The 23,615-nt window shown below is 62.3% G+C and carries 23 protein-coding genes and 1 tRNA gene; 8 read left to right on the top strand and 16 right to left on the bottom strand.

Annotated elements, in window-relative coordinates; genetic code table 11:
- The first annotated feature begins 75 nt into the window (after positions 1-75).
- The 3 genes from AB8A23_RS04085 to AB8A23_RS04075 all read left to right on the top strand — a co-directional run bounded on the left by AB8A23_RS04085 (position 76) and on the right by AB8A23_RS04075 (position 2,756).
- Entirely contained in the window at positions 76-585 is a 510-nt protein-coding gene (locus tag AB8A23_RS04085) for a GNAT family N-acetyltransferase (RefSeq protein ID WP_068737851.1), read from the top strand.
- A 103-nt stretch (positions 586-688) separates the two neighbouring features.
- Positions 689-1,243: an inorganic diphosphatase gene (gene ppa / locus AB8A23_RS04080; RefSeq protein WP_089266533.1), complete on the top strand. Its 555-nt coding sequence runs from the start codon at positions 689-691 to the stop codon at positions 1,241-1,243.
- 31 nt (positions 1,244-1,274) lie between these two features.
- A complete protein-coding gene (locus AB8A23_RS04075; RefSeq protein ID WP_439060353.1) occupies positions 1,275-2,756 on the top strand; it encodes a M20 family peptidase in 1,482 nt (493 codons plus the stop codon).
- A 122-nt stretch (positions 2,757-2,878) separates the two neighbouring features.
- On the opposite strand, the gene folD is transcribed toward AB8A23_RS04075, so the two are convergent.
- Genes folD through AB8A23_RS04060 form a run of 3 tightly spaced genes read right to left on the bottom strand, consistent with a single transcriptional unit; the run spans position 2,879 to position 4,410 of the window.
- Positions 2,879-3,763, bottom strand: coding sequence for a bifunctional methylenetetrahydrofolate dehydrogenase/methenyltetrahydrofolate cyclohydrolase FolD (folD, locus tag AB8A23_RS04070; RefSeq protein ID WP_439060354.1), 885 nt, complete (start codon positions 3,761-3,763; stop codon positions 2,879-2,881).
- Positions 3,760-4,107: a DUF167 domain-containing protein gene (locus AB8A23_RS04065; RefSeq protein WP_439060355.1), complete on the bottom strand. Its 348-nt coding sequence runs from the start codon at positions 4,105-4,107 to the stop codon at positions 3,760-3,762. The genes folD and AB8A23_RS04065 overlap by 4 nt, the downstream gene beginning before the upstream one ends.
- A gap of 12 nt (positions 4,108-4,119) precedes the next feature.
- A complete protein-coding gene (locus AB8A23_RS04060; protein WP_068737841.1) occupies positions 4,120-4,410 on the bottom strand; it encodes a YggT family protein in 291 nt (96 codons plus the stop codon).
- Between the two features lie 196 nt (positions 4,411-4,606).
- On the opposite strand from AB8A23_RS04060, the gene AB8A23_RS04055 reads away from it, so the two are divergent.
- Positions 4,607-4,682, top strand: a tRNA-Ala gene (locus AB8A23_RS04055).
- Between the two features lie 111 nt (positions 4,683-4,793).
- On the opposite strand, the gene AB8A23_RS04050 is transcribed toward AB8A23_RS04055, so the two are convergent.
- From AB8A23_RS04050 to AB8A23_RS04035, 4 genes are all read right to left on the bottom strand, one after another.
- Positions 4,794-5,573 carry an SDR family NAD(P)-dependent oxidoreductase gene (locus AB8A23_RS04050; RefSeq protein WP_089266539.1) on the bottom strand — a complete coding sequence of 260 codons (780 nt, stop codon included), beginning with the start codon at positions 5,571-5,573 and terminating at the stop codon, positions 4,794-4,796.
- A gap of 211 nt (positions 5,574-5,784) precedes the next feature.
- Positions 5,785-6,264, bottom strand: a complete 480-nt coding sequence (locus tag AB8A23_RS04045; RefSeq protein ID WP_089266541.1) for a TerB family tellurite resistance protein — start codon at positions 6,262-6,264, stop codon at positions 5,785-5,787.
- A gap of 157 nt (positions 6,265-6,421) precedes the next feature.
- Positions 6,422-7,831 carry an adenylate/guanylate cyclase domain-containing protein gene (locus AB8A23_RS04040; protein ID WP_439060356.1) on the bottom strand — a complete coding sequence of 470 codons (1,410 nt, stop codon included), beginning with the start codon at positions 7,829-7,831 and terminating at the stop codon, positions 6,422-6,424.
- Positions 7,832-7,968: 137 nt separating this feature from the next.
- Positions 7,969-9,354, bottom strand: a complete 1,386-nt coding sequence (locus tag AB8A23_RS04035; protein WP_439060357.1) for a cytochrome P450 — start codon at positions 9,352-9,354, stop codon at positions 7,969-7,971.
- 210 nt (positions 9,355-9,564) lie between these two features.
- On the opposite strand from AB8A23_RS04035, the gene AB8A23_RS04030 reads away from it, so the two are divergent.
- Positions 9,565-10,395 (top strand): hypothetical protein, encoded by an 831-nt coding sequence (locus AB8A23_RS04030; RefSeq protein WP_439060358.1) that lies wholly within the window; start codon positions 9,565-9,567, stop codon positions 10,393-10,395.
- Positions 10,396-10,630: 235 nt separating this feature from the next.
- On the opposite strand, the gene AB8A23_RS04025 is transcribed toward AB8A23_RS04030, so the two are convergent.
- Positions 10,631-12,007 carry a hydrolase gene (locus AB8A23_RS04025; RefSeq protein WP_439060359.1) on the bottom strand — a complete coding sequence of 459 codons (1,377 nt, stop codon included), beginning with the start codon at positions 12,005-12,007 and terminating at the stop codon, positions 10,631-10,633.
- Between the two features lie 164 nt (positions 12,008-12,171).
- Here AB8A23_RS04025 and AB8A23_RS04020 point away from each other — a divergent pair, with 164 nt between their 5' ends.
- Positions 12,172-13,857: an MFS transporter gene (locus AB8A23_RS04020; protein ID WP_439060582.1), complete on the top strand. Its 1,686-nt coding sequence runs from the start codon at positions 12,172-12,174 to the stop codon at positions 13,855-13,857.
- A 68-nt stretch (positions 13,858-13,925) separates the two neighbouring features.
- Here AB8A23_RS04020 and AB8A23_RS04015 read toward each other — a convergent pair whose 3' ends face one another.
- From AB8A23_RS04015 to obgE, 3 genes are all read right to left on the bottom strand, one after another.
- Positions 13,926-14,147, bottom strand: a complete 222-nt coding sequence (locus tag AB8A23_RS04015; protein ID WP_068737829.1) for a cysteine rich repeat-containing protein — start codon at positions 14,145-14,147, stop codon at positions 13,926-13,928.
- 137 nt (positions 14,148-14,284) lie between these two features.
- The gene (proB, locus tag AB8A23_RS04010; RefSeq protein ID WP_092140564.1) at positions 14,285-15,415 is read right to left on the bottom strand and encodes a glutamate 5-kinase; all 1,131 of its coding nucleotides are present in this window, start codon (positions 15,413-15,415) and stop codon (positions 14,285-14,287) included.
- Between the two features lie 51 nt (positions 15,416-15,466).
- Complete coding sequence (obgE, locus tag AB8A23_RS04005) at positions 15,467-16,516, bottom strand: GTPase ObgE (RefSeq protein ID WP_120287811.1); 1,050 nt, start codon at positions 16,514-16,516, stop codon at positions 15,467-15,469.
- 164 nt (positions 16,517-16,680) lie between these two features.
- Between obgE and AB8A23_RS04000 the strand changes: the two genes are divergently transcribed.
- Positions 16,681-17,598 carry a DMT family transporter gene (locus AB8A23_RS04000; protein WP_093758225.1) on the top strand — a complete coding sequence of 306 codons (918 nt, stop codon included), beginning with the start codon at positions 16,681-16,683 and terminating at the stop codon, positions 17,596-17,598.
- Positions 17,599-17,771: 173 nt separating this feature from the next.
- On the opposite strand, the gene AB8A23_RS03995 is transcribed toward AB8A23_RS04000, so the two are convergent.
- The 4 genes from AB8A23_RS03995 to AB8A23_RS03980 all read right to left on the bottom strand — a co-directional run bounded on the left by AB8A23_RS03995 (position 17,772) and on the right by AB8A23_RS03980 (position 20,972).
- Complete coding sequence (locus AB8A23_RS03995) at positions 17,772-18,362, bottom strand: GNAT family N-acetyltransferase (protein WP_089266554.1); 591 nt, start codon at positions 18,360-18,362, stop codon at positions 17,772-17,774.
- Positions 18,363-18,495: 133 nt separating this feature from the next.
- On the bottom strand, positions 18,496-18,768 hold the full coding sequence (gene rpmA, locus AB8A23_RS03990) for a 50S ribosomal protein L27 (RefSeq protein WP_068737821.1): 273 nt from the start codon (positions 18,766-18,768) through the stop codon (positions 18,496-18,498).
- Positions 18,769-18,848: 80 nt separating this feature from the next.
- Complete coding sequence (gene rplU, locus AB8A23_RS03985) at positions 18,849-19,343, bottom strand: 50S ribosomal protein L21 (RefSeq protein ID WP_089266555.1); 495 nt, start codon at positions 19,341-19,343, stop codon at positions 18,849-18,851.
- A 465-nt stretch (positions 19,344-19,808) separates the two neighbouring features.
- A complete protein-coding gene (locus tag AB8A23_RS03980) occupies positions 19,809-20,972 on the bottom strand; it encodes a mandelate racemase/muconate lactonizing enzyme family protein (protein WP_439060360.1) in 1,164 nt (387 codons plus the stop codon).
- A gap of 130 nt (positions 20,973-21,102) precedes the next feature.
- Between AB8A23_RS03980 and AB8A23_RS03975 the strand changes: the two genes are divergently transcribed.
- Positions 21,103-21,996 carry a LysR family transcriptional regulator gene (locus tag AB8A23_RS03975; RefSeq protein WP_439060361.1) on the top strand — a complete coding sequence of 298 codons (894 nt, stop codon included), beginning with the start codon at positions 21,103-21,105 and terminating at the stop codon, positions 21,994-21,996.
- Positions 21,997-22,090: 94 nt separating this feature from the next.
- Here AB8A23_RS03975 and AB8A23_RS03970 read toward each other — a convergent pair whose 3' ends face one another.
- Complete coding sequence (locus tag AB8A23_RS03970) at positions 22,091-23,431, bottom strand: TadE/TadG family type IV pilus assembly protein (RefSeq protein ID WP_439060362.1); 1,341 nt, start codon at positions 23,429-23,431, stop codon at positions 22,091-22,093.
- Positions 23,432-23,615: the final 184 nt, after the last annotated feature.

Here is a 23,615-nt window from a genome sequence, read left to right as displayed (position 1 = left end):
CTGAAAATCCACACGTTAACCGATAATTAACGATGGACCTTGAAGAGCGCCCGCCGACTTGCTTTGATCCCCTCCATGAGCACAACCCTGATCGAGGTTCGGCCGGCCAAAGCTGCGGATGCAGCCGCGGTGGCGTCCACCCATGACGAAGCCTGGCGCGCGGCCTATCAAGGTCTTATCCCGGGCCCCGAATTGGAAAAGCTGATCAACCGCCGCGGTCCCGGCTGGTGGGATTCCGCGATCCGCAAGGGCAGCCGCGTCAGCGTTTTGTGCTTCGGTGACAAGGTCGCTGGCTACGCCAATTACGGTCGCAACCGCGCCCGCAGCCTGCAGTTCGAAGGCGAGATCTACGAACTTTACCTGCGTCCGGAATTCCAGGGCCTCGGCTTCGGCCGCCGGCTGTTCGCCTCCGCCAAGCGCGACCTCGTGCAGAGCGGGCTGAAGAGCATGGTGATCTGGGCGCTGTCGGACAATGAGGGCGCCACGGAGTTCTACCGCGCTCTGGGTGGCCGCATGGTGGCCCGCTCCTCGGAGCGTTTCGGCGCAAAATCGCTCGATAAAGTGGCATTCGCCTGGACGAATTAAGCCATTAAGCCGGTTCATGATTTTCTGGTCTCGCAGGCGTTGAATCCGGGCTCCCGCTCGGCTACGCCTGTCGCAACCTGTCCTATGAAATCTGGAGTGTTTGATGCGTCTTGACGCAATCCCGCTCGGCGCCAAGGCGCCGCATGAAGTGAACGTCGTCATCGAGGTCCAGGTGGGCGGCGAGCCCATCAAATATGAGATGGACAAGGAATCCGGCGCCCTGTTCGTCGATCGCTTCCTCTATACGCCGATGCGTTATCCCGGGAATTACGGCTTCATCCCGCACACGCTGTCCGGCGACGGCGATCCCTGCGACGTGCTGATCGCCAACACCCGCGCCATTGTGCCGGGCGCGGTGATGAGCGTGCGTCCGGTCGGCGTGCTCTTGATGGAAGACGAAGGCGGTCTCGATGAGAAGATCATCGCCGTGCCGACCTCGAAGCTGACCCAGCGCTACGACAAGGTGAAGAACTACAGCGATCTGCCTGAGATCACGCTGCAGCAGATCCAGCACTTCTTCGAGCACTACAAGGATCTCGAGCCCGGCAAGTGGGTCAAGGTGGTGCGCTGGGGCGATGCAGCCGACGCGCAGCGCCTGATCCTCGAAGGGATCGAGCGCGCCAAATCTGCAAAAGAATCGGCGGCCAAGACCAAGTAACAGAGACCGGCGTAGCAGAAGGGGACTTCCGATGCGCCGATGGATCAAACTGCTCCGAACGGCCGCGGTGATCGTCATCGCGGCCGTTTTGCTGCTCGCGGGCATCGTGCTCGTCAAGACATTCAGTGGAGGATCGCGGCAGCTTCAGGTGACCGCGGCGGCGAAAGCGCCGGTCAATGAGCAGGCGGCGGCAGAGCGACTTGCGGAAGCAATACGCTTCCCGACCATCTCCAATTTCCTCAATCCCGATCAGGCCGCCGAACCGCTGCGCGCGATGCAGGCGCATCTGGTGGCGAGCTTCCCGGCCTTCCATGCCGTGGCGAAGCGCGAACTCGTCGGCAACTACAGTCTGCTCTACACATGGGAAGGCAGCGATCCCGCCTTGAAGCCGATTGCGCTGCTGGCGCATCAGGATGTCGTGCCCGTCGCACCGGGCACCGAGAAAGACTGGCAGCAACCGCCGTTCAAGGGCGTCGTCGCCGATGGCTTCATCTGGGGCCGCGGCTCGTGGGACGACAAGGGCAATCTGTACTCAATCCTCGAAGCCTCCGAAGCCATGGCGAAGGCAGGCTTCAGGCCGAAACGTACGATCTATTTCGCCTTCGGTCATGACGAGGAAGTGTCCGGCATGCGCGGCGCGCGGGCCATCGCTGCGTTGCTGAAATCGCGTGGCGTGAAGCTCGATTTCGTACTCGATGAAGGCCTGCTGATCACCGAGGGCATTCTCAAGGGGCTCGACAAGCCGATGGCGCTGATCGGCGTCGCCGAGAAAGGCTATGCGACGCTGGTGCTGACCGCGCATGGCACGCCCGGTCATTCGTCGATGCCGCCGCGCGAAACCGCCATCGGCATGATGAGCGCGGCGCTGACCCAGCTCGAAAACAAGCGTCTGCCGATGCAGATCCGCGGCACCGTCGGCGAGATGTTCGACACCATCGCGCCGGAGATGAGCGGCTTCAACCGCGTGGTGCTGTCCAATCTGTGGCTGTTCAAGCCGCTGCTGTTGCGCGAATTCGAGAAGAGCGGCCCGACCGAAGCGACGGTGCGGACGACCACGGCGCTGACGATCTTCAAGGCCGGCGAGCAGGACAATGTGTTGCCGGGCAATGCGGAGGCCACGGTGAATTTCCGGCTGTTGCCCGGCGATACCCAGGCCAGCGTTACCGAACATGTGCGCAGCGCAGTCAGCAACGACAAGATTTCGATTGCGCCATTCCCCGGCAATACCGATCCGCCCCCGGTGACCGGCACGGCGAGCTCGTCCTATCGCGCGCTCAATCAGACCATTCGCGAGATCTTCCCCGATGCGCTGGTGGCGCCTGGTCTGATGGTGGCGGCGACGGACTCCCGGCACTACACGGACGTCACCGACAACATCTTCCGCTTCTCGCCGGTGCGCGCGACGTCGGAAGACCTCAAGCGCTTCCACGGCACCAATGAACGGCTGAGCGTGGCGAATTACGCCGACATGATCCGATTCTACCGACGGTTGATCGAGAATACGGCGAAGTAAGAGTTCTGCGTCGACCCCTCAGCCGTCATTGCGAGCGCAGCGAAGCAATCCAGAAAGCCAAGAACTGGATTGCTTCGTCGCAAGGCTCCTCGCAATGACGTGGATGGGCCGGAGCGAGCGCTTTAAACCGCCGGCGCCGCCAGCTTGTGGATCGCGCATGCCGCACGCAACGTATTCACCAGCAGACATGCGACGGTCATCTGGCCGACACCGCCGGGCACCGGCGTGATCGCGCCGGCGGTCTTCAGCGCTTCCTGATAGGCCACGTCACCGACGAGGCGCGTCTTGCCCTCTGCGCCGGGCAGCCGATTGATGCCGACATCGATCACGGTCGCGCCGGGCTTGATCCAGTCGCCGCGCACCATTTCAGGGCGGCCCACTGCCGCATAGACCAGATCCGCCTGCGCGCAGAGCTCGGCAAGATCGCGCGACTTCGAATGCGCGATGGTCACCGTGGCGTTTTCATTGAGCAGCAGTTGCACCAGCGGCCGGCCGACCAGATTGGAGCGGCCGATCACGATGGCATTCATGCCTTCGAGTGATTTGTGCACGCTCTTGGTCAGGATGATACAGCCGAGCGGCGTGCAGGGCGACAAAGCGGGCATGCCACTGGCGAGACGTCCGGCATTGGTCGGGTGCAGGCCATCGACGTCCTTGGCGGGATCTATGGCATTGACGACGGCGTCGGTATCGAGACCCTTGGGCAGCGGCAGCTGCACGAGAATGCCGTGCACGGTGGGATCGGCGTTAAGCTTCTGCACCAGCGCGATCAGATCGGCCTGCGCGACATCGGCCGGCAGCTTGTGTTCGAAGGAGGCCATGCCGGCTTCCTGGGTCTGCTTGTGCTTGCTGCGCACATAGACCTCGCTGGCAGGATCGCTGCCGACCAGCACTACGGCGAGGCCGGGCGTCACGCCATGTTCGGCTTTGACGCGCGCGACTTCGGCGGCGACGCGGCCGCGCAATTCAGCGGCAATGATCTTTCCATCGATGATGCTGGCGGTCATGTGTCGGTCCTGTCGTCAGTGTCGTCGGGCGTTGCTGCAGTGATCCTGCGCAGCATCGCGCCCAGTTTCGTCGGGTCGCCGTCGATCGCGATCTGCTTCACGCGCGACGTGGTGCCGGACAGCACGCGCACATCGCGCCTCGGCACGCCGAGCTGCTTGGCAAGCAGTTCGGTCACGGCGCGGTTGGCTTCGCCGTCCTCGGCGATGGCGCGCACCCGCACCTTCACTACCGAACGGCCATTGGCCATCGTCTCGATCCCGTCGATATCGTCTCGGCCACCCCGCGGCGTCACGCGAACGGCGATGCTGACACCGTCAGTCGCGTAGCGCCAGGGATCTGCCACGAACCCGGCCGATCAGAAGACGCTGGGATAGATGTAGTAGGTGATCACCCGCTGCAGGAACATGATGATCAGGATCAGGATGATCGGCGAGATATCGAGACCGCCGAGGCTCGGCAGCATCCTGCGGATCGGCGCCAGCACGGGCTCGGTGATCCGGAACAGGAATTCGGCGATCGCGGAGACGAACTGGTTGCGGGTGTTGACGACGTTGAAGGCGATCAGCCAGGACAGGATCGCCGAGGCGATCAGCAGCCAGACATAGAGATCGAGAATGATCAGCACGATATCGAGAACGGCGCGCATGGCGGGGATGGCTCGCGGGTTAGGTCGCGGATTCGACTGTCCGCTAAATATCGGTTCAGGCCCCCTCAAACAAGGGAAGTTCCGGGCGAAAAGTGCCGGAAAACCGCGCTTTTGCGACGTTCTTGACTTGCCGTTAACGGGGATTGTAAATGGCGCCGATTGCTGATCGGATCGCATGGGCGACCCGGTTCGTATCGGGGCCATAGCTCAGCTGGGAGAGCGCGTCGTTCGCAATGACGAGGTCGGCGGTTCGATCCCGCCTGGCTCCACCATCCTTCGCTTGCTTCGCAAGCTCCGGCTCGGCAAGCCACCCTCCCGACCATAAAAAGCGAAGCAAACGAAGGATGTCTCGCCGAAGCCCGCAGGGCGTAGGCGGACCGGATTCACACTCGTCTCAACTGCAACCTTGCCACCGCCCCCGCGATGAAGCCGCGCGGAAAAAGCCGCAGCAGCAGCGGCACGATCTTGATGCCGAGGCCGGGGAAAACCGTGCGCTTGTTGGCCATCAGGCCCTGATAGCCCAGCAGGGCGACGTCAGCCGCCGAGACATTGAGGATCGCCGAGTCGAGGCCCGGCGTGAATCCGGCGCGCGCCTGGAATTCCGACGGCACCGGTCCGGGGCACAATGCGGTCACGCGCACACCCTTGGAGCCGAGCTCCTGACGCAGCGCTTCGGTGAAGGACAGCACATAGGCCTTGCTGGCGTAGTACACGGCCATTCCGGGACCCGGCAAAAAACCCGCGATCGAGCTGAGATTGAGAATGCCGCCCTTGTTGCGGATCAGGCTCTCGGAAAAGCGCAGCGACAGATCCGTCAGTGCGCGCACATTGACCTCAAGCATGCCGAGTTGCCGGTCGCGGTCCATGTCGATGGCGCGACCGAACATGCCGAAGCCGGCATTGTTTACGACGTACTCCACCTCGACATCGGCAGCAGCAAGGGCAGCCGCGATCTGGGCGCAGGCGTCGCGTTGTTCGAGATCGCAGGGAATGATGATGGGCGCAGCACCGCCGGCGGCCGTGATTTCAGCGGCCAGTGCATTCAGACGCTCGGCACGGCGTGCAACCAGAGCGACGCGATGCTTGTTCGCGGCGAAGATGCGCGCGAACTCGGCGCCAATTCCGGCCGAGGCTCCGGTTATTAACGTCACGCGCTCAGTCACAATAAGGTACTCTTAAAATACGTGAGGACGATTTGCATGCATCTACAGGCGTAATAGGGATACCCGTGATGTGCAAGTCGGAATGACCACCGGAGTACCGTAGGACCTCCAGTTCCCGAGCGTGTAGCAGTGGCATGAATTATCGGGGACCGCGCATTAAACTTTGGTTATGCGTCGTGGTGCCGTCATTTGCCGGTCGGGCTGCGCCTGCTCAGACAGTCGTATCCGTTGTGGCCGTACCGCCCGCCACGCGTCGTTTGAGCTCCATCCGGTCACGTGATGAAACTGCGAGCAAGTCGGCTGCGCGCCAGACCACATTTTCCTCGAACTCACTGACGCGGCCGTCAGCATAGACCAGCTGCCACATCATCTCGACGAGACGGACACGACCGGGCTCGTCGACCACGCGCATGATGACGCTTGTAAAGTGATAGAGATCGACGGCCTCGCCTTCGACGAGGGTGGCAGCCGAGATGAGCCTGTCAGCCGTGCCGGGATCGAGCTCGAAACGCGACTCGATCAGGCTGTGCAACTTGGCTCTCTCGATAGCTGAGGGCTCACCGTCCAGCGAGATGACGTGAAGCATCAGCGCCGTGGCGGCAAGACGGAAGCCGGTATCGTCGAATGCCTGATTTCCGTGCGCATCGGGAGACACCACGTCGGCAATGAATTGGCGCAGTTTTTCCAGCATTATTCTTTGAACCAGATGATCGCGAGGCCCGCCATGCGGCGAAAGCGCTCGTGCTTTGTGGCGCGAAAATGGAACGCATGCAATGCGGCCGGGTTCCCGAAGCACTGATGACAGTTAAGTAACAATTGAGACGATCGGTAGTTTATGGGATCTCGTGTCACGGAATCTCATAGACCACAATCTTGTCGGCGATGCCGCGCAAGGCGGCGTGCTTCTGGATCGGTGTGATTTCAGCCTTCCGCAGAATGGCTTCCACGGCCTGCGCCGATATCACCGGGCTGGTAACGTGGATCGCTTGCGAGGTTGACAAGCCCTGCACCCTGGCAGCGATATTGACGGTCTGGCCAAAGTAATCCTGCCGCTCGTTCAGCATCACAGCGAGGCAGGGCCCCTCATGGATCCCGATTTTGACCACGAGGTCCTTGGTGCCGCGCTCCTCGTTCAACCGCTCCATCGCGGCGCGCATGCGCAGACCTGCGGCCAGCGCCTGTTCGGGCCGTGTAAAGGTCGCCATCACGGCATCCCCGATGGTCTTCACGACGGCACCGGCTTCCGACGCAATGATCTCCAGCAGTGCGTGGAAATGCGCGCGCACCAGATCGAAGGCTGCGAGATCGCCGACGCGCTCGTACAAGGCAGTCGAGCCCTTGAGGTCGGTGAACAGGAAAGTCAGCGAGGTAATCTTGAGTCGCTGATCGATATTGAGGTTGTCGGCCTTGTAGACATCGCGAAAGGTCTGGTTGGTGAGTATCCGCTTGGCCGTGAGGAACGGTTTGCGCTTGCCGATCAGGTGATGGAGGCCCTCGGCCGCGACAAATACCGATGGCAGCACGCGCACCTCGGTCTGGTTCTCGAGGGACAATCGCAACGGTCCGGGTTGCAGCGTGATGGTGCCGGTCGGTGTATGCTGCCGGTTGTAGATCAGCGACAAATGCTGTCGTTCCTTGGTCGGTTCGCCCTGCACGTCAATGAACTGCGCGGCATGGGTTACCGGCTCGAACACGATGACGAATTCCGACGGCAAGTGCAGCGACATCACCGCTTTTTCATGCGCCGGCAATTCCATTGCGTCCAGTGTCACTTCATCGGTGAGTGACGCAAACGATTCCTGATCGAGATCGACGCCTGAGCTCCAGAACACCTGCTTGAAGTATTCCCAGAGCGGCAGCGTATTGGGGTCGTGTGCAGCGATGTGCCTGACGCGCGGTGCGACCGTGAACGCCACCTCGACCTGCTCGTCAACCGACGCTTCATAGCCGCAGGCGCAGAGCCCGCAATGGTAGTCGTCATGGCGCAGCGATTTCAGCGTGCTGTGGGCGTCGAGGACGCCGCTGCAGCCCGGGCACAACACATTCCAGGTCAGGTCGAACAGGCCGAGGCGGGAGGCATGCAGGAAGCCGGAAATGACGCGCTCTTCGTTCAGGCCACGGCGTGCCGCAAAATCCAGCACGTTGACACGATTGAGTTCGTGGTCCGCGCCGTCGCGGATCAGCTGTGCAATGGCATCGGCTACGGCCGGATCGGTCGCCTGGTTCAATGTCGCGAATAGTGCCTGAACATCACTCATGGCTTCAGTTTAGGCCAAATAGGCGCTGCATCCAAGACAGGGCTTTGACGCAACACTTCAACTTGTCGTTCCGCCCGCGTGCCATGAGCGCGCGGGGTAACGGGGAAGGCGTGAGGAGAGGGCGTGCTGAAATAACGTCAGCGCCGCTCAATGCGGAACATTGGCGAGCGATCCGGTTGTGTCGTCACCACGCCGATCGGCATGACGGGGGCTTTATCCGGCAGCTCGACGCGGAACGCGCCGATGATTTTCGCCAGTGCCAATGTGGCCTCGACAAGCGCGAAATGCGCGCCGATGCAGACCCGGGCACCGACGCCGAAAGGCAGATAGGCGAAGCGGTCAGGCGGCGTCGCGCCGGGCATGAAACGGGACGGCATGAAGGCGTTGGGCTCGTGCCACAATTTCTCGTGCCGATGCAGCAGCCAGGGTGCGATCAGAATCACGTCCTTGCTGGCGACAGACTGACCAGCCAGACGATCAGGGCCCGCGGCGGCGCGTGCGATCAGGAAGGCGGGCGGATAGAGCCGCATGGTTTCATCGATCACGGCGCGGGTGAACTTCAGATGCTCGATGTCGAATGTGCCGCTCGCGCTGGCGGCACGGGCTTCGGCCGCGACCTGCTCCTGGGTCGCCGGATCGAGCGTCAGCATATACAGCGCCCAGAATAGCGCCGTTGCCGTCGTCTCATGGCCGGCGAGGATCATCGTCGCCACCTGATCGCCGAGCTGCCCATCGGTGAAGGATGCGCCGGTTTCCGGATCGCGCGCGGCCACCATCAGGTCGAACAGATCGCGCGGCGTGTCGTCGTTCTTGCCGGCGGCGCGACGTGCGGTCATCAGCTCGCCGACGAATCTCGTCCAGCGTCTGCGGAAGAAGGCGCGCGAGATATCCTGCGGCGTCGGCCAGCCCAGCGGCAGCAGCAGATCGAGGAAATGCGGCCGTGCCAGGTTCATGCCGTATTCCATCACGAAGTCGCGCAGCTTCGCGCCATGCTCGGCCATGCCGAAGGAGAACATGGTGCGGCCTGCGATCTCCAGCGTCATCCGCTGCATGATCGCGCGAAGATCGACCGGCTTGCCCTCGGCGCACTGTAAATCGGCGAGCGTATCGTCGACGGCCGAGATCATGTGCGGCACCAAAGTCGTCACCGCGCGCGGCGTGAAAGCCGGCGCCAGGGTGCGGCGCTGGTGTTTCCAGGTGCGGCCTTCGGCGAGCAGCAGGCCCTCGCCGAGCATCGGCCGCAGCACGCGGAATGCAGCGGGCGTGCGGGTATAGTTCTCGTAATTGTCCACCAGAACATGGCGGATCGCATCGGGGTCGTTGAGGATGAAGCTCGCGTGGCCGAAGAAGCGGCCCTTGACGATGTCATCTTCATAGGCGCGCTGACCCCAGGTCTCGATGGCGCTGCGGCGCATTGCCGACATACGCCCTAGCGCACCCATGTTCTCGGGCGCACGTGGCGGGCTCGGCGGCACCAGGGGCGCTCGCGCAGCGGAGAAATCGTAGACCTCGGCAATGCTCACGATGGGCCTCGCAATTGATCCAGGGACCGGAGCGTCTCGTCATTATAGCAGGCGTCCATCCGCGCGCCATGGAGGCCTCGATGGAAAGCGTGGCCGCAACGCACGCATCGACCAATATTGCGGTCCAGCGGGCGCATCCCTCGGAACGATACTCACGCATGCACATTAGGGAGGCAGTGGCTCCATATCGGACCGGCCTGAGGATTTAAAATGATCGATACCGTTGTCGTCCAACCCAATGTAAGCGTCGACGAACCGCAAACCTCCGGCGTATCGTGGGCTGCGGTTGCAGCCGGTGCCGTGGTTTCGCTCGCACTGACGCTCGTCCTGATTGCCTTTGGCACAGGTCTCGGTCTGTCTGTCGTGTCTCCGTGGGCAAGTGCCGGCGCCTCCGCGACCACGTTCAAGATCACGACCGGTATCTACCTGATCGTCATCGCGATGATCTCGTCATCGCTCGGTGGTTATATTGCCGGCCGTCTGCGGTCGCGCTGGATCGGCGTGCATTCGGACGAAGTCTACTTTCGTGACACCGCGCATGGATTCCTGGCCTGGTCGTTCGCGACGGTTTTGGGAGCGATCCTGCTGGCATCTCCAGCAACTACTTTGCTGAGCGGAGCCGCGTCGGGTGTTGCTGCCGGTGCAACCGCTGCTGCAGCCCAGTCAGGTCCGAGCGATGGCTACCTGGATTCGCTGCTGCGTCCGACGACGCCGTCGGCCGATGGCACCAGCGCGGAAGCGCGTGGTGAACTGTCACGTGTGATGGCTGCCAGTTTCCGTGGTGGAGAGCTCAAGCCTGCCGACCGCAGCTACGTCAACAAGGTTGTCGCCAGCCGCACCGGTCTGAGCGAGGCAGATGCCGACAAGCGCGTCACTGAAGTCATCAACGATGCGAAGACCGCGGTGGATGCCGCACGCAAGGCCGCGATGCAGCTCGCATTCTGGCTCACGGCGTCGCTGCTGATCGGCGCCTTCTCCGCCAGCCTTGCCGCGACGGAAGGTGGCGGGCTTCGTGACGGGACCTGGAAGAAGCGTCGTTAACCCCAATCAAAGGAGACAACCATGCCCATTCTTCTGTGGCTACTCGGAATCCCGCTTCCCCTCATCATCCTGGTACTGTTGCTGCGATAACAGAATAACGAAGGAGCCCCGCACATGGCGGGGCTCTTTGCGATTTCGAACAATGCCTCATGCGATCTGACCGGAGACGCGCAGGGAAGTCAGCAAAGCGGTTATATAGAAAGCCAGACCGCTGAGGCGCGCGAGTTGGCGTGAACTACTCGGTGAATTCCGCCACCGTGATCCGGTTTTCCGACGCCGGCCAGGCGCGCGCCACGATCCGCTCCTGATTGAACAGCGCCGCCACCGGACGTCCGATGTCCGTGGCCGGAAGGCGGATAGTCGAGAGCGAATCCGTGGGCACGCCGGCTTTCACGTCGGCCGGCTCCTTGCCGTCGAGCAGCACGACATCGCGCGGTAATCCAAAATAGCCACGGACGCGCGACATCGACACCACTGCACCGGCATTGGCATCGGTGGGTCCCAGCGGCCGGCCGGCGCGTAGATGCACGACGTCGGACGAGCGGGGGAATGGCGAGCGATAGGAATGCGTGATCGGCGCTCCGGCCGATGTCAGCACGATCTCAACAGGCCAGGCCGGATCGACCCGAACGGGACCCCAGCGGCCATCGGCGGATGTGCGGGCCGAATGGAGCGCTGCCCCGATCCGCTCGCCAGTGTCCGGCGCCACGCGGTACACCTCGACCAGGGCATCCGCGACCGGCCGGTTGGTGGGCACGCCGCCGGGCGTGCCGGTGACGAGACCGCTGATTTTCACCTCAGCTTCCGGCGCGATATCGATCCGCACGGGCTCGCGGCCGACGATAAATTTGTAGATATCGCGGAAGGCGCGAGGGTGAAAGCCCGTCTCGCGATGATCGATGGCGCCGAGGACGAGATTGGTGGCGCCGCGCAGCGCCGGACCATCGGCGGTGACGCCGGTGGCCACGCCCGGCTTGCCGAGCAGGCGACCGTCGGCCTGCGCATATTTGTCGATGCCATCGCTGCGGAGGGTGAGGAAGGCGGTACCTTCAGTCACCTCAGGGCCTTCGCCGGGATTGAGGCTCTTGAGGAACGGGCTGCGGCCATTGAATTCGCTGCCGGGACTATCGGTCCCGTCGAACACGCCGTGATTGGGGGTGCCGCATAGGACGGCGTGGCTGACATCGGCGCTGCCGCCATTCTTGATGTAATTGCGCACCGCATTGCCGCCGCGCGAATTGGCGACCAGCGCCACTTTCGCAGCACCAGTGCGCTTTTTCAGTTCCGCGATGGCTTCGCCGAGTTCGCGGCGCTGGTCTTCGGTGGAGGAGCGGCCCTGCTGCGCCACAGCATCGTCGGAACGCGCCAGCGGATCGGTGAAATTGAGCGCCATCAGGCGGTTGCGCGGGATGCCATTGGTTTCCATGCGCCAGATCTGCGTCATCCAGAGCGCCGCGTGGTCGCCATTGCCGTGGACGAACAGGATCGGGGGAATGTCGGAACCAGCCGCTGCGCCGGGGCCCGTCTGTGCTGCGGCCTCGAAACGGAGCGCATGGGCAGCCAGCGGCAGCATGGCTGCGCTCGTGAGGATGGTCCGTCGCGACAGCGCCATGGCTGGTCTCCCTCTATCTGCACACGTCCGGTGCTTGCCGCTGTGATAGCGGAGCAGGCACTGGACAGACAACGCGTTTCGCAGGCATCACCTTGATACGCCAAGTGGGGAATCAGGCCCGCATGGCTCTGCAGTCGCTATCTGCAGCAGACGACGGGACGATGATGGCCGAAGCAGCGAAACCAGTGGTTCTTCCCTCCGACGGCATTGCCGCCCCGCTGCGGTTTGCGGTGTTCCGGCGGATCTGGCTCGCCAGCTTGCTGTCCAATCTGGGCCTGATGATCCAGAGCGTGGGCGCTGCCTGGGCCATGACGCAGATGACCGCGTCGGCCGACAAGGTGGCGCTGGTGCAGACCGCCTTGATGCTGCCGATCATGCTAATCTCGATGCCGGCGGGCGCCGTGGCCGACATGTATGACCGCCGTGTCGTGTCGCTGGCTTCGCTGGTGCTGTCGCTGGTCGGCGCCTGTGTACTGACCATGCTGGACTGGACCGGTCACATCACGCCGAACCTCCTGCTCGCCTTCTGCTTCATCATCGGCAGCGGCATGGCGCTGTTCGGACCGGCCTGGCAATCCTCCGTGGGCGAGCAGGTGCCGCCGGAGGTACTGCCATCCGCCGTGGCGCTGAACGGCATCAGTTACAATATTGCGCGCAGTTTCGGCCCGGCGATCGGCGGCATCGTGGTCGCCACCGCCGGTGCTGTCGCAGCCTTCGCGGCCAATGCGGTGCTCTACATCCCGTTGCTGGTGGTGCTGTTCCTGTGGCGTCGCAAGGTCGATGTGTCGCGGCTGCCGCGTGAGCGGCTGAGCCGGGCCATCGTGTCCGGCGTGCGTTACATTGCTAATTCGCCGTCGATCAAGATCGTGCTGACGCGCACGCTGATCACCGGCATCTGCGGTGGTTCGGTCTCGGCGCTGATGCCGCTGGTTGCGCGCGACCTGCTGCATGGCGGCGCGCAGACCTATGGAATCATGCTCGGAGCTTTCGGCATGGGTGCGGTGATCGGCGCAATGAATATTGGGCATGTCCGCAAGCATCTGAGCGGCGAAAGTTCGATCCGGGCCTGTGCGCTGATCATGGGCGTCGCGATTGCCGTCGTCGCGGTCAGCAGCGAGCCGGTCATCACGGCGGCGGCGCTGGTGGTGGCCGGCTCGGTCTGGATGCTGGCGGTCGCGCTGTTCAATATCGGCGTACAGCTCTCGGCGCCGCGCTGGGTTGCCGGACGTTCGCTCGCCGCCTTTCAGGCTGCGATTGCCGGCGGCATCGCGATTGGCAGTTGGGGCTGGGGGCATCTCACAGACATGGTCGGCGTCGAAGCGGCATTGCTGGTGTCGGGCGGAGCGATGTTTCTCTCGCCGCTGTTTGGCCTGTTCCTACGGATGCCGCCGACCGGCGCGCGCGACGAGGATGCGGAGCGTCTTGAAGATCCGGAAGTGCAGCTGCAATTGACCGCGCGCAGTGGTCCGCTGGTGGTGGAGATCGAATATCGCGTGGATCAAGAGAATGCGCGCGCATTCCACGGCGTGATGCAGGACGTGCAGCTCTCGCGCCAGCGCAACGGCGCCTATGGGTGGTCCATCGCGCGCGATATCGCTGATCCCGAATTGTGGACCGAACGCTACCACTGCCCGACCTGGCTCGATTTCCTGCGCCAGCGTAATCGTTCGACGCAGTCCGAGCGCGCTTTGTATCAGCGCGCGGCGGACTATCATCTGGGGCCGGATCCGGTTCGCGTGCGCCGCATGCTGGAGCGGCCGTTCGGTTCGGTGCGCTGGAAGGACGATACGCCCGATCGCGCAGCGACCGAGGTGCTTCCTGTCGCGACGCCGGCCGGCAGCAGCGGTTAGAGCTTCTTATCTTGACGCGTTTTCCTGACGCGAACCGGTGCTCACTTCGCTCGAAAACGCTAGTCGCGCTATTGATTATTCTCGGCGAGAACTTTCGCGCAGGCCTTGCTGAGCTTCGAACGGTTTTCCTTGAGGCAGCTGAGCACGACCATGTCACCATCGTTCATCTTGGCGCGGCAGAAGCGCGAGACGTCGCGTGAGCAGGCCGACTGATTGGCTGATGTGTTACCGCCCTGCGCGAAAGCGGACGTTGCGATCAGCAGGAACGGGATGATCAAAAGTCGGGTCATGAAATGGGCCTCCCTAAAAATTGGCTATCTGATTCTATGGCGCGCAACGAAGTACGCGGGAATGGCGCAATGATGGCGAGCGTCCGGCGCCAAGTTTACGGATTGCGCGTTACGTCATTCAGGCGAAGCGTCGCTGCTTAACTTCGTGATCCCGAAATCACGAGATCGTCGCGATGGATCATTTCGGCGCGGCCGCTGATCCCAAGAATAATCATCACGTCCGGAGATGAGCGGCCTTTGATCTTCTCAGCATTGTCTGCGTCATAAGCCACGAGGCCGCGGCCAATTTCGTGCGTGTCCGGTCCACGCACGATAACGGCGTCGCCGCGTGCGAAGTCACCTTCCACCTTGATGACGCCGGCAGGCAGCAGACTCTTGCCGGCACGGAGTGCGGCGACCGCACCTGCATCAATAGTCAGCGTGCCTTTCGGTTCCAGCGATCCCGCAATCCAGCGTTTGCGCGCAGTGACGGGATTTGCAGGAGTCAGGAACCAGGTACACAGGCCGCCATCGGCGATCTTCTGCAGTGGATGCTCGACCTTGCCGGACGCGATGATCATATGCGTGCCCGCGGTGGTCGCGATCTTGGCAGCTTCGATCTTGGTGTACATGCCGCCGCGCGACAATTCGCTCTCGGCAGCGCCCGCCATGCCTTCGATCTCGGCAGTGACGCTGTCGACGATGGGAATCAGCTTCGCATCGGGATTGGCGCCGGGTGGTGCGGTGTAGAGCCCGTCGATATCCGACAGCAGCACCAGCAGATCGGCGGATGCCATGGTCGCGACGCGCGCCGCGAGGCGATCATTGTCGCCATAGCGGATCTCGTTGGTCGCCACCGTGTCGTTCTCGTTGATGACCGGCACCGCGCGCCATTCCAGCAGTTTGCCGATGGTCGAGCGCGCATTGAGGTAACGACGACGTTCCTCGGTGTCCTGCAGCGTCACGAGAATCTGTCCGGCACCGATGCCGTGATGGCCCAGTACTTCCGACCAGATGCGCGCCAGCGCGATCTGCCCGACGGCAGCGGCGGCCTGGCTCTCTTCGAGTTTCAGCGGACCGCGCGGAAGCTTGAGGCGGCTGCGGCCGAGCGCGATCGAGCCTGATGAGACCACGAGGACGTCGCGACCGTCCGCATGCAGCTTGGCGATATCGGCGGCCAATGCCGCAAGCCATTTGGCTCTGACTTCGCCGGCCGCGGAATCGATCAGCAGCGACGAGCCAACCTTGACGACGATACGGCGAAAGTTCTTCAGCTCGGGGCGCGACATGATGTGGGCTTTGGCAGGACGTGTGATGCTTGGACGGACGTGAGAGGCAGATTAGCTCGTCGCCGGCGCCCATGGCGCAGACTGCGCTGCGCTCTTGGCCTTGTCCGACACCGGCGCCTCGCCGATCACTGCAACGAGCGCACGCAATGCGTCCGGCACGCCTTCGCCCGTTGCGCCCGAGATCAGCAGCGGCGTCTGCTTCGCAGCGCGCTTCAGTCGGTCCTTCTGCTTCTTCAACTCGTCCGGCTCGACCGCATCGATCTTGTTGAGCGCGACGATCTCGACCTTGTTGGCAAGGTCGCCCTCATAGGCATCGAGTTCGGCGCGGACGGTCTTGTAGGCCTTGCCCGCATGTTCGCAGGTCGCATCGATCAGATGCAGCAGCACGCGGCAACGCTCGACGTGGCCAAGAAAGCGATCGCCGAGGCCGGCGCCTTCATGCGCGCCCTCGATCAGACCGGGAATGTCCGCCAGCACGAATTCGCGCGCGTCGACATCGACGACGCCGAGCTGCGGATGCAGCGTGGTGAACGGATAGTCCGCGATCTTCGGCCGCGCAGCGCTGACCTTGGAGAGGAATGTGGACTTGCCTGCGTTGGGCAGGCCGACGAGACCCGCATCCGCAATCAATTTCAGTCGCAGCCAGATCCAGCGCTCTTCGCCGGGCTGGCCGGGATTGGCATTGCGCGGGGCGCGGTTGGTCGATGACTTGAAGTGAGCGTTGCCAAAGCCGCCATTGCCGCCTTCGGCCAGCACATAGGTCTCGCCGAGCTTGGTGAAGTCGTGGATCAGGGTCTCGCGATCCTCATCGATGATCTGTGTGCCGACCGGAACTTTGAGCGTGATCGGCTTGCCATTGGCGCCATGGCGGTCCTTGCCCATGCCATTGGTGCCGCGCGGCGCCTTGAAGTGCTGCTGGTAGCGATAGTCGATCAGCGTGTTGAGGCCGTCGACCACTTCGATGATGACATCGCCGCCGCGGCCGCCATTGCCGCCGGAGGGACCGCCGAACTCGATATACTTCTCGCGGCGAAAGGCCACGCAGCCGTTTCCGCCGTCGCCGGAGCGAATGTAAACCTTGGCTTCATCGAGGAATTTCATAGCGTATCCGTATCGCAGGGGGGTGGTCGCGGCAACCACTTCGTCGCCGGAGCATCGTGAAAAGCCCTTATTTGGGGGCCTTGCTGCGCATCAGGTGACGTCCTAAACGACTCATCTTGCCGTTAACCAAGCGTGCGCATTCCGCGACTTTCCTACAGGCTCATATAGGCATGTTTGCGACCATTTCGACCGCAGCCGACAATCGTGCCGCCCGGCTGGCCGGTATCGGCCTGATGCTCCTGGGCATCAGCATGTTCTCCTGCGGTGATGCGATAGGCAAATTCCTCGTCGGCACCTATTCGGTCGGGCAATTGATGCTGCTGCGGGCCTGCGCGGCGCTGGCGCTGCTGGCGCCGTCGATCTGGCGGCATCGTGCGGACTTCCTGCAACTCGACCGGCCGGGTCTGCAGCTCATTCGCGTGGTGCTGTCGACGCTGGAAGTCGCGGCGTTCTTCTGGGCGGCGGCCTATCTGCCGCTGGCGGATGTCATCACCTATTATTTGGCCTGTCCGATCTTCGTCACCGCGGGCTCCGCGATCTTTCTCCGCGAATCTGTCGGCTGGCGGCGCTGGAGCGCGATCTTCGTCGGCTTCTGCGGTGTACTGATCGCGCTGCAGCCCTCGGCGCAGACGGTGACATGGCCGGCGCTGATCGCGCTCGGCGGCAGCCTGTCCTTCGCCGCGCTGATGCTGATTACCCGCTCGCTGCGTTCCGCGCCGGACGTCGTGCTCGCGACAACCCAGTTCATCGGCACGTTTACTTTCGGCGCCGTATTCACGGCGTTCGGATGGGTGACGCCCGATCTGCGCGATCTCGGCCTGTTCTTTCTGGCGGGCGTTGTCTCGGTCTGCGCGCTGCTCTGCGTCAATCGCTCGCTGAAGCTGGCGCCGGCGAGCACTGTGGTGCCGTATCAGTATTCGATGATCATCTGGGCGGTGATCTTCGGCTATCTCGTGTTCGGCGAATTGCCGTCGTGGGCCACGCTGATCGGTGCGGCAGTCATCATCGCAGCAGGGCTCTATATCTTCCTGCGCGAGCAGCAGCTCGGAAAGATCGCCGACGAAGTACCGCCAGCGGTGTGAACTTCTTTTCCCTCTCCCCCAGCGCAGCGAAGCTGCGCGCCGTGGGAGAGGGTGGATCGAACACGCGAAGCGGGTTCGAGACGGGAGAGGGAGAGCCATGGAACGAGAGCCTGTCCCCTCTCCCGCCTCGCGAAGCTTCGCTTCGCGCGGGGGAGAGGGGAAGTAAGAGTCGTTCACCGTCGCGTCGACGTTCCCCAGTTCTTCAGCGAACTCCACACGCCCCTTGTCAGCTTGAAGCAGTCGACCGGTGTTGACGAGCCGATCGCTTCGAAGCGGTGCAGTTGAACGCCGCTCCACTGGAAGCCGCACTTCTCCAGGATGTTGCGCGACGACGGATTGGCGACGCGCGCGCCCGAGATCAGGTGATCGATATCGAATTCGTCGAATGCGTAATCAATCGCGGCACGTGCGGCCTCGGTCGCAAAACCCTGGCCCCAGTGATCGACGCCGAGCCAGTAGCCGAGCTCCGGCGATTCGGCTTCGCGCCAGTCGATTCCGACCATGCCGATGGGACGACGATCGAGTTCGATCAGGAACACGCTGTCGCTTGCCGTGCCGCTCAGCGAATTGACGAAATCGACTGCGTGATCCTGCTGATACGGGAAGGGCAGGCGACGCGTCATCTCGGCGATGCGGCGATCATTGGCCAGAAGCGCGATGGCTTTTACGTCCGCGAGTGTCGGCTTGCGCAAGGCCAGCCGTTCGGTCTCGAGGACGCAGCCTCTGGTTTCTCTCAACGTGGGGGTCGGAATATCCTGCAACATCTCGGGCTCCTGTGTGCGCCCCGAAGCGACGCACCAAACGAAAAGGGGAGGCCGGTTTCCCGCCTCCCCTGGAGCCCAATTCTGGCGCTCCGCCGGTTCAACAGGACCCGGCGGACTCCAATGTGTCCACCGTTTATTCGGCCGCGGCTTCAGTAATCGGGAGTACCGATACGAAAGTGCGGCCGTTCGATTTGGCGCGAAACTCCACGTGGCCTTCGACCTTGGCGAACAGGGTATGGTCTGTGCCCATGCCGACATTAAGGCCGGGGTGCCAGGTGGTGCCGCGCTGACGCGCAATGATGTTGCCGGGAATCACGCGTTCGCCGCCGAACGCCTTCACGCCGAGGCGCTTGCCAGCCGAATCGCGGCCGTTGCGCGATGAACCGCCTGCTTTTTTATGAGCCATAGCCCGTCTCCGATCTCGATAAGTTCTAGATCAATTCCTTGAAGGAATTGTCTCACAGATTCTCAACTTTTCGCAGCGGCTTATTCCGCGGCGGGCTTTTTCTTCGCAGCCGGCTTCTTGGCTGCAGCAGGCTTGGCGGCGGCTGCCTTCGGAGCAGCGGCCTTCTTCGCCGGCGCCTTCTTGGCAGGAGCTTCGTCGCCATCAACCGGAGCGGTCACGACCGGCTTCTCACGCTTCGGACGAGGTCCGATCGTCGGCGCCTTGCCGTCGGCCAGGATCTCGGTGATGCGGATCATCGTGAGTTCGTCACGGTAGCCACGCTTGCGCTTCGAATTCTTGCGGCGGCGCTTCTTGAAAGAGATGACCTTGGGGCCGCGCTTGTGATCGAGCACTTCGGCCGCAACCGACGCGCCGGCCACCAGAGGCAGGCCGAGCACAGGCGTATCACCGCCCAGCACGAGAACTTCACCAAGCTGCACGATCGTTCCGACATCGCCGGCGATCTTGCCAATCTCGAGCACATCATCCGGAACGACGCGATATTGCCGGCCGCCGGTTTTGATGACTGCGAACATCGTTATATTCCTTCGTGTTCGATCCCATCCTCGGATCAGATCCGGGACGGCTTCTTGTTCAGTCGATAAGGGTTCACCGCGACTTCCAGGAAGTCGCGCATCTTTGCGTTTTTGGTCGACGTTGCGACCCCACGCAAAAACAATCGGCGCCAAGCAAAGCTTGCGCCGAAGCGTGCTTTATAGAGGGTGAAGGCGGAGAGTCAAGGAAAGACGGGCGAAAAGCGAGCCAAAAACAGAGTCTTGGCGGACGAGTCGGTGCCTGCGATGGAGCGTACCATTTAACCTGTCGCCCCGTTTTTCGAACGCCTGCCTTCAGTCGTCATGCCCGGGCAGCGCGAAGCGAGCTTCGCTAGATGACCCGGGTATCCATCTTCGGACGGAATGGCGGAAAGGTTGATGGCCGGGTCAGGTCCGGCCATGACGGAGTTTGTTCTCCAAATCAGAGGCTTAGCCTCTCGGTCGCCCTCACGACGCCAGGCTGCGCATTTCCTTGATCAGGTCGGACTTGCCCTCAAAGCCGATGCCCGGGAGTTCCGGCATGGTGATGTGGCCATCAATCACCTTCACGCCATCCGGGAACCCGCCATAGGGCTGGAATAGGTCCGGATAGGACTCGTTGCCGCCGAGGCCGAGGCCAGCCGCGATGTTGAGCGACATCTGGTGACCGCCATGGGGGATGCAGCGGCGCCAGGACAAGCCGTAGCCCTTCAGCATGTCGAGCGTGCGGAGATATTCGACGAGGCCGTAAGACAGCGCGCAGTCGAACTGCAGCCAGTCGCGGTCCGAGCGCATGCCACCATAGCGGATCAGGTTGCGCGCATCCTGCATCGAGAACAGGTTTTCGCCGGTCGCCATTGGGCCGGGATAATGCTCGGCGAGCTTTGCCTGCAGCTCGTAATCGAGCGGATCGCCGGCTTCCTCGTACCAGAACAGGTCGTATTCGCGCAGTGCCTTGGCATAGGCGACGGCCGTGTCGAGATCGAAGCGGCCATTGGCGTCGACAGCGAGTTTGGCCCCTGCTGGAAGCAGTTTCAGCACATGCTCGATGCGCTTGCAGTCATCGGCGAGCGGCGCGCCGCCGATTTTCATCTTCACGACATTGTAGCCGCGATCGAGATAGCCCTTCATTTCCGAGGCGAGGCCTTCAAGACCCTTGCCGGGATAATAGTACCCGCCCGCGGCATAGACGAAGACCTTCGGGTCAGCGGTGGTGCCATAGCGTTCGGCGAGCAAACGGAACAGTGGCTTGCCCGCGATCTTGGCGACCGCATCCCACACCGCCATGTCGATGGTGCCGATCGCGACTGAGCGCTCGCCGTGGCCGCCCGGCTTCTCGTTGGTAAACATGGTGGCCCACACCTTGTGCGGGTCGATATTGTTGCCCGAGGCGTCGATCAGGCTGTCAGGCTTGGCTTCTAAAATGCGCGGCGCGAAGCGCTCGCGGATCAGGCCGCCCTGACCGTAGCGGCCGTTGGAGTTGAAGCCGTAGCCGATCACGGGTTTGCCGTCGCGGATCACGTCGGTGACCACGGCGACCAGGCTCAGGGTCATTTTACTGAAGTCGATGAAGGCGTTAGCGATGGGGGAGGCGATCGGAGCGGTGCGCTCCCGGATGTCGATGATGCGCATGAGGCGCTCCTGCGGCTGGGGTGAGACGGGCTTGCGGAGAGGCATACGCCTCTCTTAGCCATCTCTGAAATGGTCATTTTTCATCAGAGCAGTTCCGAGATAAGATGGCTGGTGCCATCCCGGACGTCCCATGCAAAGCTTCGATCCAATTTCACTCCGCCTGTTCATCGCTGTCTGCGAGGAGCGCAATATCGCCAATGCCGCAAAGCGCGAGGCCATCGTGCCCTCAGCGGTGAGCAAGCGTATCAGTCAGATGGAGCAGGAGGCCGGCGTGCAATTGCTCGAACGGGGCCGCCGCGGCGTCACAGTGACGGCGGCCGGTGAAGCGCTGTGTCGCTATGCACGGGAGTCGTTGCAATTGCTCGACCGGATGCAGGCCGAACTCGGCGCCTTCGCCGATGGCGTGCAGGGCCATGTGCGCGTGTTTGCCAGTAAGTCGGCGGTGGCGCAGGTGCTGCCGGAAGACATCAGCCTGTTCGCCAAGCGCTATCGCGACGTGCGCGTCAGTCTGGAAGAGCGCGAGATCTGGGAGGTCGTCCGCGGAGTCGAGGAAGGGCGCGCCGATATCGGCGTCTGCTGGGATGCGGTTGACCTGCGCGGCCTCAAGACGTTTCCCTATCACCGCGATCATCTTGCGGTGGTGGTGCACCACGATCATCCGCTTGCGAAACGCACGTCAGTGTCGTTCGAGGATACGATCGACTTCGAGCATGTCGATATCGTCGCGCGGAGCATCATGCAAACCATGCAGCGAAGCGTCGCGGCTGCGGCCGGCAAGCAGATGCGCTACCGCATTCAGGTTTCCACCGTGGATGCCGCCTATCGCATTGTCGCGGCGCAACTGGCCGTCGCGATCATTCCGCAGGAAGAAGCGTCCACGATCCAGCAGACGCTGGGGCTGAAGGTCATCCCGCTCAGCAATGACTGGGCGAAGCGGCAATTCGTCGTCGCCGTGCGCGACAAGGGCCTGAGTCGGCCGGCGCAATTGCTGCTGGAAAGCCTGAAGGAAAGCGCGAGCGAATGAGCATTCGCCACAGTGCAGTGTCGTGCGTGATCTTGAAGATGAATCACGCAGTCGATCTCGCGGAGCTAGCCGACTTGCTCGGTCGTTGCGCCGGCTAGCGGCTCACGCGGGCATCGGCAACGGCACGCTGAAACAACGCTGTCATCGCGTCCGAGATGCCCTGGGTCGGGCTGACCTCAAAATAGAAGCCTGGCGAAGCGCAGCTCTGCATATTGCTGGCGATCTGGCTGTTGGGTGAAGGTCCGTAAGGACCAGCGTTGAATGGTGCGATCCAGCTATTGTACCAGGCATTGGTCGGAAGTGCGAGGTAGGTCGTGTAAAGCACGGCAATCTTGATGCCGCGATTCTTCAACGTGGTGCAAAGCGCTGGATTGATCGGCGACTGGCATCGTCCACCAGTCGTCGGTTTCAGGCAGTTGCCGGGATTGTATTCGTCAGCCACGCCATCGGATACGAAGAAGAGATATTTGAGCGGTGCACCGGCTGTACCGGCTCCGGGGGCGCTGATGGCGGTGTTGATCGCCGGGAATATAGCGCTGTAGCCGGTGTCCTGATCGTTGTTGTCGTTCTGGCCGTTCACCGTCATCAAGTCGATGTTTCCGGCCGCCGTCTTCGCACTTGAGAGGCTGGACGACAATGTGAACAGGGCTCTCAAACCGGACGTCGAGGCGGCCGCGCCGAAGTCGTAGATCGCCATGCGGAACTGGTTGGAATAGGTCTGCGTACTGGCCGCGGTATCCATCAACTTCTGGGTGGCTGTACGCAGCACGTCGATGCGCGTGATCACGCCAAGTGTCTTGGCGAGTTTGTAGTAGTTGTTGCTGTTGTTGAGGTCGTGGCAGGCAAAGGCGCAGCTGTCCGACGTATTCTTGACCATCAGAGCCACGTCGGCCGGTGTTGCGCCGACGCCCATGGATGGCGAATTGTCGAGCAGCAGATAGAAATCGATGTAATTCGGCATCGTCGCCGTCGCGACAGAACTGCCGGTAACGGTCATTTTGGAAAAGCCCATGACGGATGTGAGACTGGTCGACACATCCGCCGAGAATTGCATAGTGGCCGTCACGACGCCGTTGGCGCGATTGACGGTCGCTGTCGTGCTGGTCAGCGTGAAGCCGGTCCTGCCTGATGTGTTGCCCTTGAAAATATTGATTGCGTCGACGTCGCCCCCGGGGACGGGGCCGTCCGCTGCCATCGAACCTGCGGTAATGAATGCAGCAGACTTCTGCACGATGGAGCCGACGCTCGCAGTATCAAGGGCGGCTTGCAGTTGGGATCTGATCTGTAGTGCACGCGTATAATCGACCGCGGCGCCCACCATGGAAATAAGGGGGATGCATGTGATCGCGAATATGATCGCGACATTGCCGCGTCGGTCGCAGCGAAAACGATCAATTAGCCTGAGGAACGATAGCCCGAGGAATGACTTCAGCATGAATACGCACCCGTATGAATGCGGAGATAATTACCTGAGCTGATAAATTTACTGTTAGGTCGATCGCAGAAAGGTAGTGGCTTGGGTTGCTGCCCTGTTGGTTAGTTAAGGATGTTCTACCGGTTTCATTGAAACCGGCTCGCGGGACCGACGCAAAAGGGGAGCGGTACGATCATCCCGGCGG

Origin of the sequence: Tardiphaga sp. 619_E2_N8_4 (genome assembly GCF_051810905.1) — a bacterium.
Taxonomy (GTDB): Bacteria; Pseudomonadota; Alphaproteobacteria; order Rhizobiales; family Xanthobacteraceae; genus Tardiphaga; species Tardiphaga robiniae.
This window is presented reverse-complemented; position numbering and strand designations above follow the sequence as displayed.

Excerpts from the sequence above, each read along its gene's own strand:
- AB8A23_RS04075 (WP_439060353.1), top strand. The coding sequence starts at position 1,275 with ATGCGCCGATGGATCAAACTGCTCCGAACGGCCGCGGTGATCGTCATC.
- AB8A23_RS03980 (WP_439060360.1), bottom strand. The coding sequence starts at position 20,972 with ATGCGCATCATCGACATCCGGGAGCGCACCGCTCCGATCGCCTCCCCC.
- AB8A23_RS04085 (WP_068737851.1), top strand. The coding sequence starts at position 76 with ATGAGCACAACCCTGATCGAGGTTCGGCCGGCCAAAGCTGCGGATGCA.
- AB8A23_RS04030 (WP_439060358.1), top strand. The coding sequence starts at position 9,565 with ATGATCGATACCGTTGTCGTCCAACCCAATGTAAGCGTCGACGAACCG.
- folD (WP_439060354.1), bottom strand. The coding sequence starts at position 3,763 with ATGACCGCCAGCATCATCGATGGAAAGATCATTGCCGCTGAATTGCGC.
- AB8A23_RS04025 (WP_439060359.1), bottom strand. The coding sequence starts at position 12,007 with ATGGCGCTGTCGCGACGGACCATCCTCACGAGCGCAGCCATGCTGCCG.
- AB8A23_RS04040 (WP_439060356.1), bottom strand. The coding sequence starts at position 7,831 with ATGAGTGATGTTCAGGCACTATTCGCGACATTGAACCAGGCGACCGAT.
- AB8A23_RS04020 (WP_439060582.1), top strand. The coding sequence starts at position 12,172 with ATGGCCGAAGCAGCGAAACCAGTGGTTCTTCCCTCCGACGGCATTGCC.
- AB8A23_RS04015 (WP_068737829.1), bottom strand. The coding sequence starts at position 14,147 with ATGACCCGACTTTTGATCATCCCGTTCCTGCTGATCGCAACGTCCGCT.
- AB8A23_RS04045 (WP_089266541.1), bottom strand. The coding sequence starts at position 6,264 with ATGCTGGAAAAACTGCGCCAATTCATTGCCGACGTGGTGTCTCCCGAT.
- obgE (WP_120287811.1), bottom strand. The coding sequence starts at position 16,516 with ATGAAATTCCTCGATGAAGCCAAGGTTTACATTCGCTCCGGCGACGGC.
- rpmA (WP_068737821.1), bottom strand. The coding sequence starts at position 18,768 with ATGGCTCATAAAAAAGCAGGCGGTTCATCGCGCAACGGCCGCGATTCG.
- rplU (WP_089266555.1), bottom strand. The coding sequence starts at position 19,343 with ATGTTCGCAGTCATCAAAACCGGCGGCCGGCAATATCGCGTCGTTCCG.
- AB8A23_RS03970 (WP_439060362.1), bottom strand. The coding sequence starts at position 23,431 with ATGCTGAAGTCATTCCTCGGGCTATCGTTCCTCAGGCTAATTGATCGT.
- ppa (WP_089266533.1), top strand. The coding sequence starts at position 689 with ATGCGTCTTGACGCAATCCCGCTCGGCGCCAAGGCGCCGCATGAAGTG.
- proB (WP_092140564.1), bottom strand. The coding sequence starts at position 15,415 with ATGTCGCGCCCCGAGCTGAAGAACTTTCGCCGTATCGTCGTCAAGGTT.
- AB8A23_RS04060 (WP_068737841.1), bottom strand. The coding sequence starts at position 4,410 with ATGCGCGCCGTTCTCGATATCGTGCTGATCATTCTCGATCTCTATGTC.
- AB8A23_RS03995 (WP_089266554.1), bottom strand. The coding sequence starts at position 18,362 with ATGTTGCAGGATATTCCGACCCCCACGTTGAGAGAAACCAGAGGCTGC.
- AB8A23_RS03975 (WP_439060361.1), top strand. The coding sequence starts at position 21,103 with ATGCAAAGCTTCGATCCAATTTCACTCCGCCTGTTCATCGCTGTCTGC.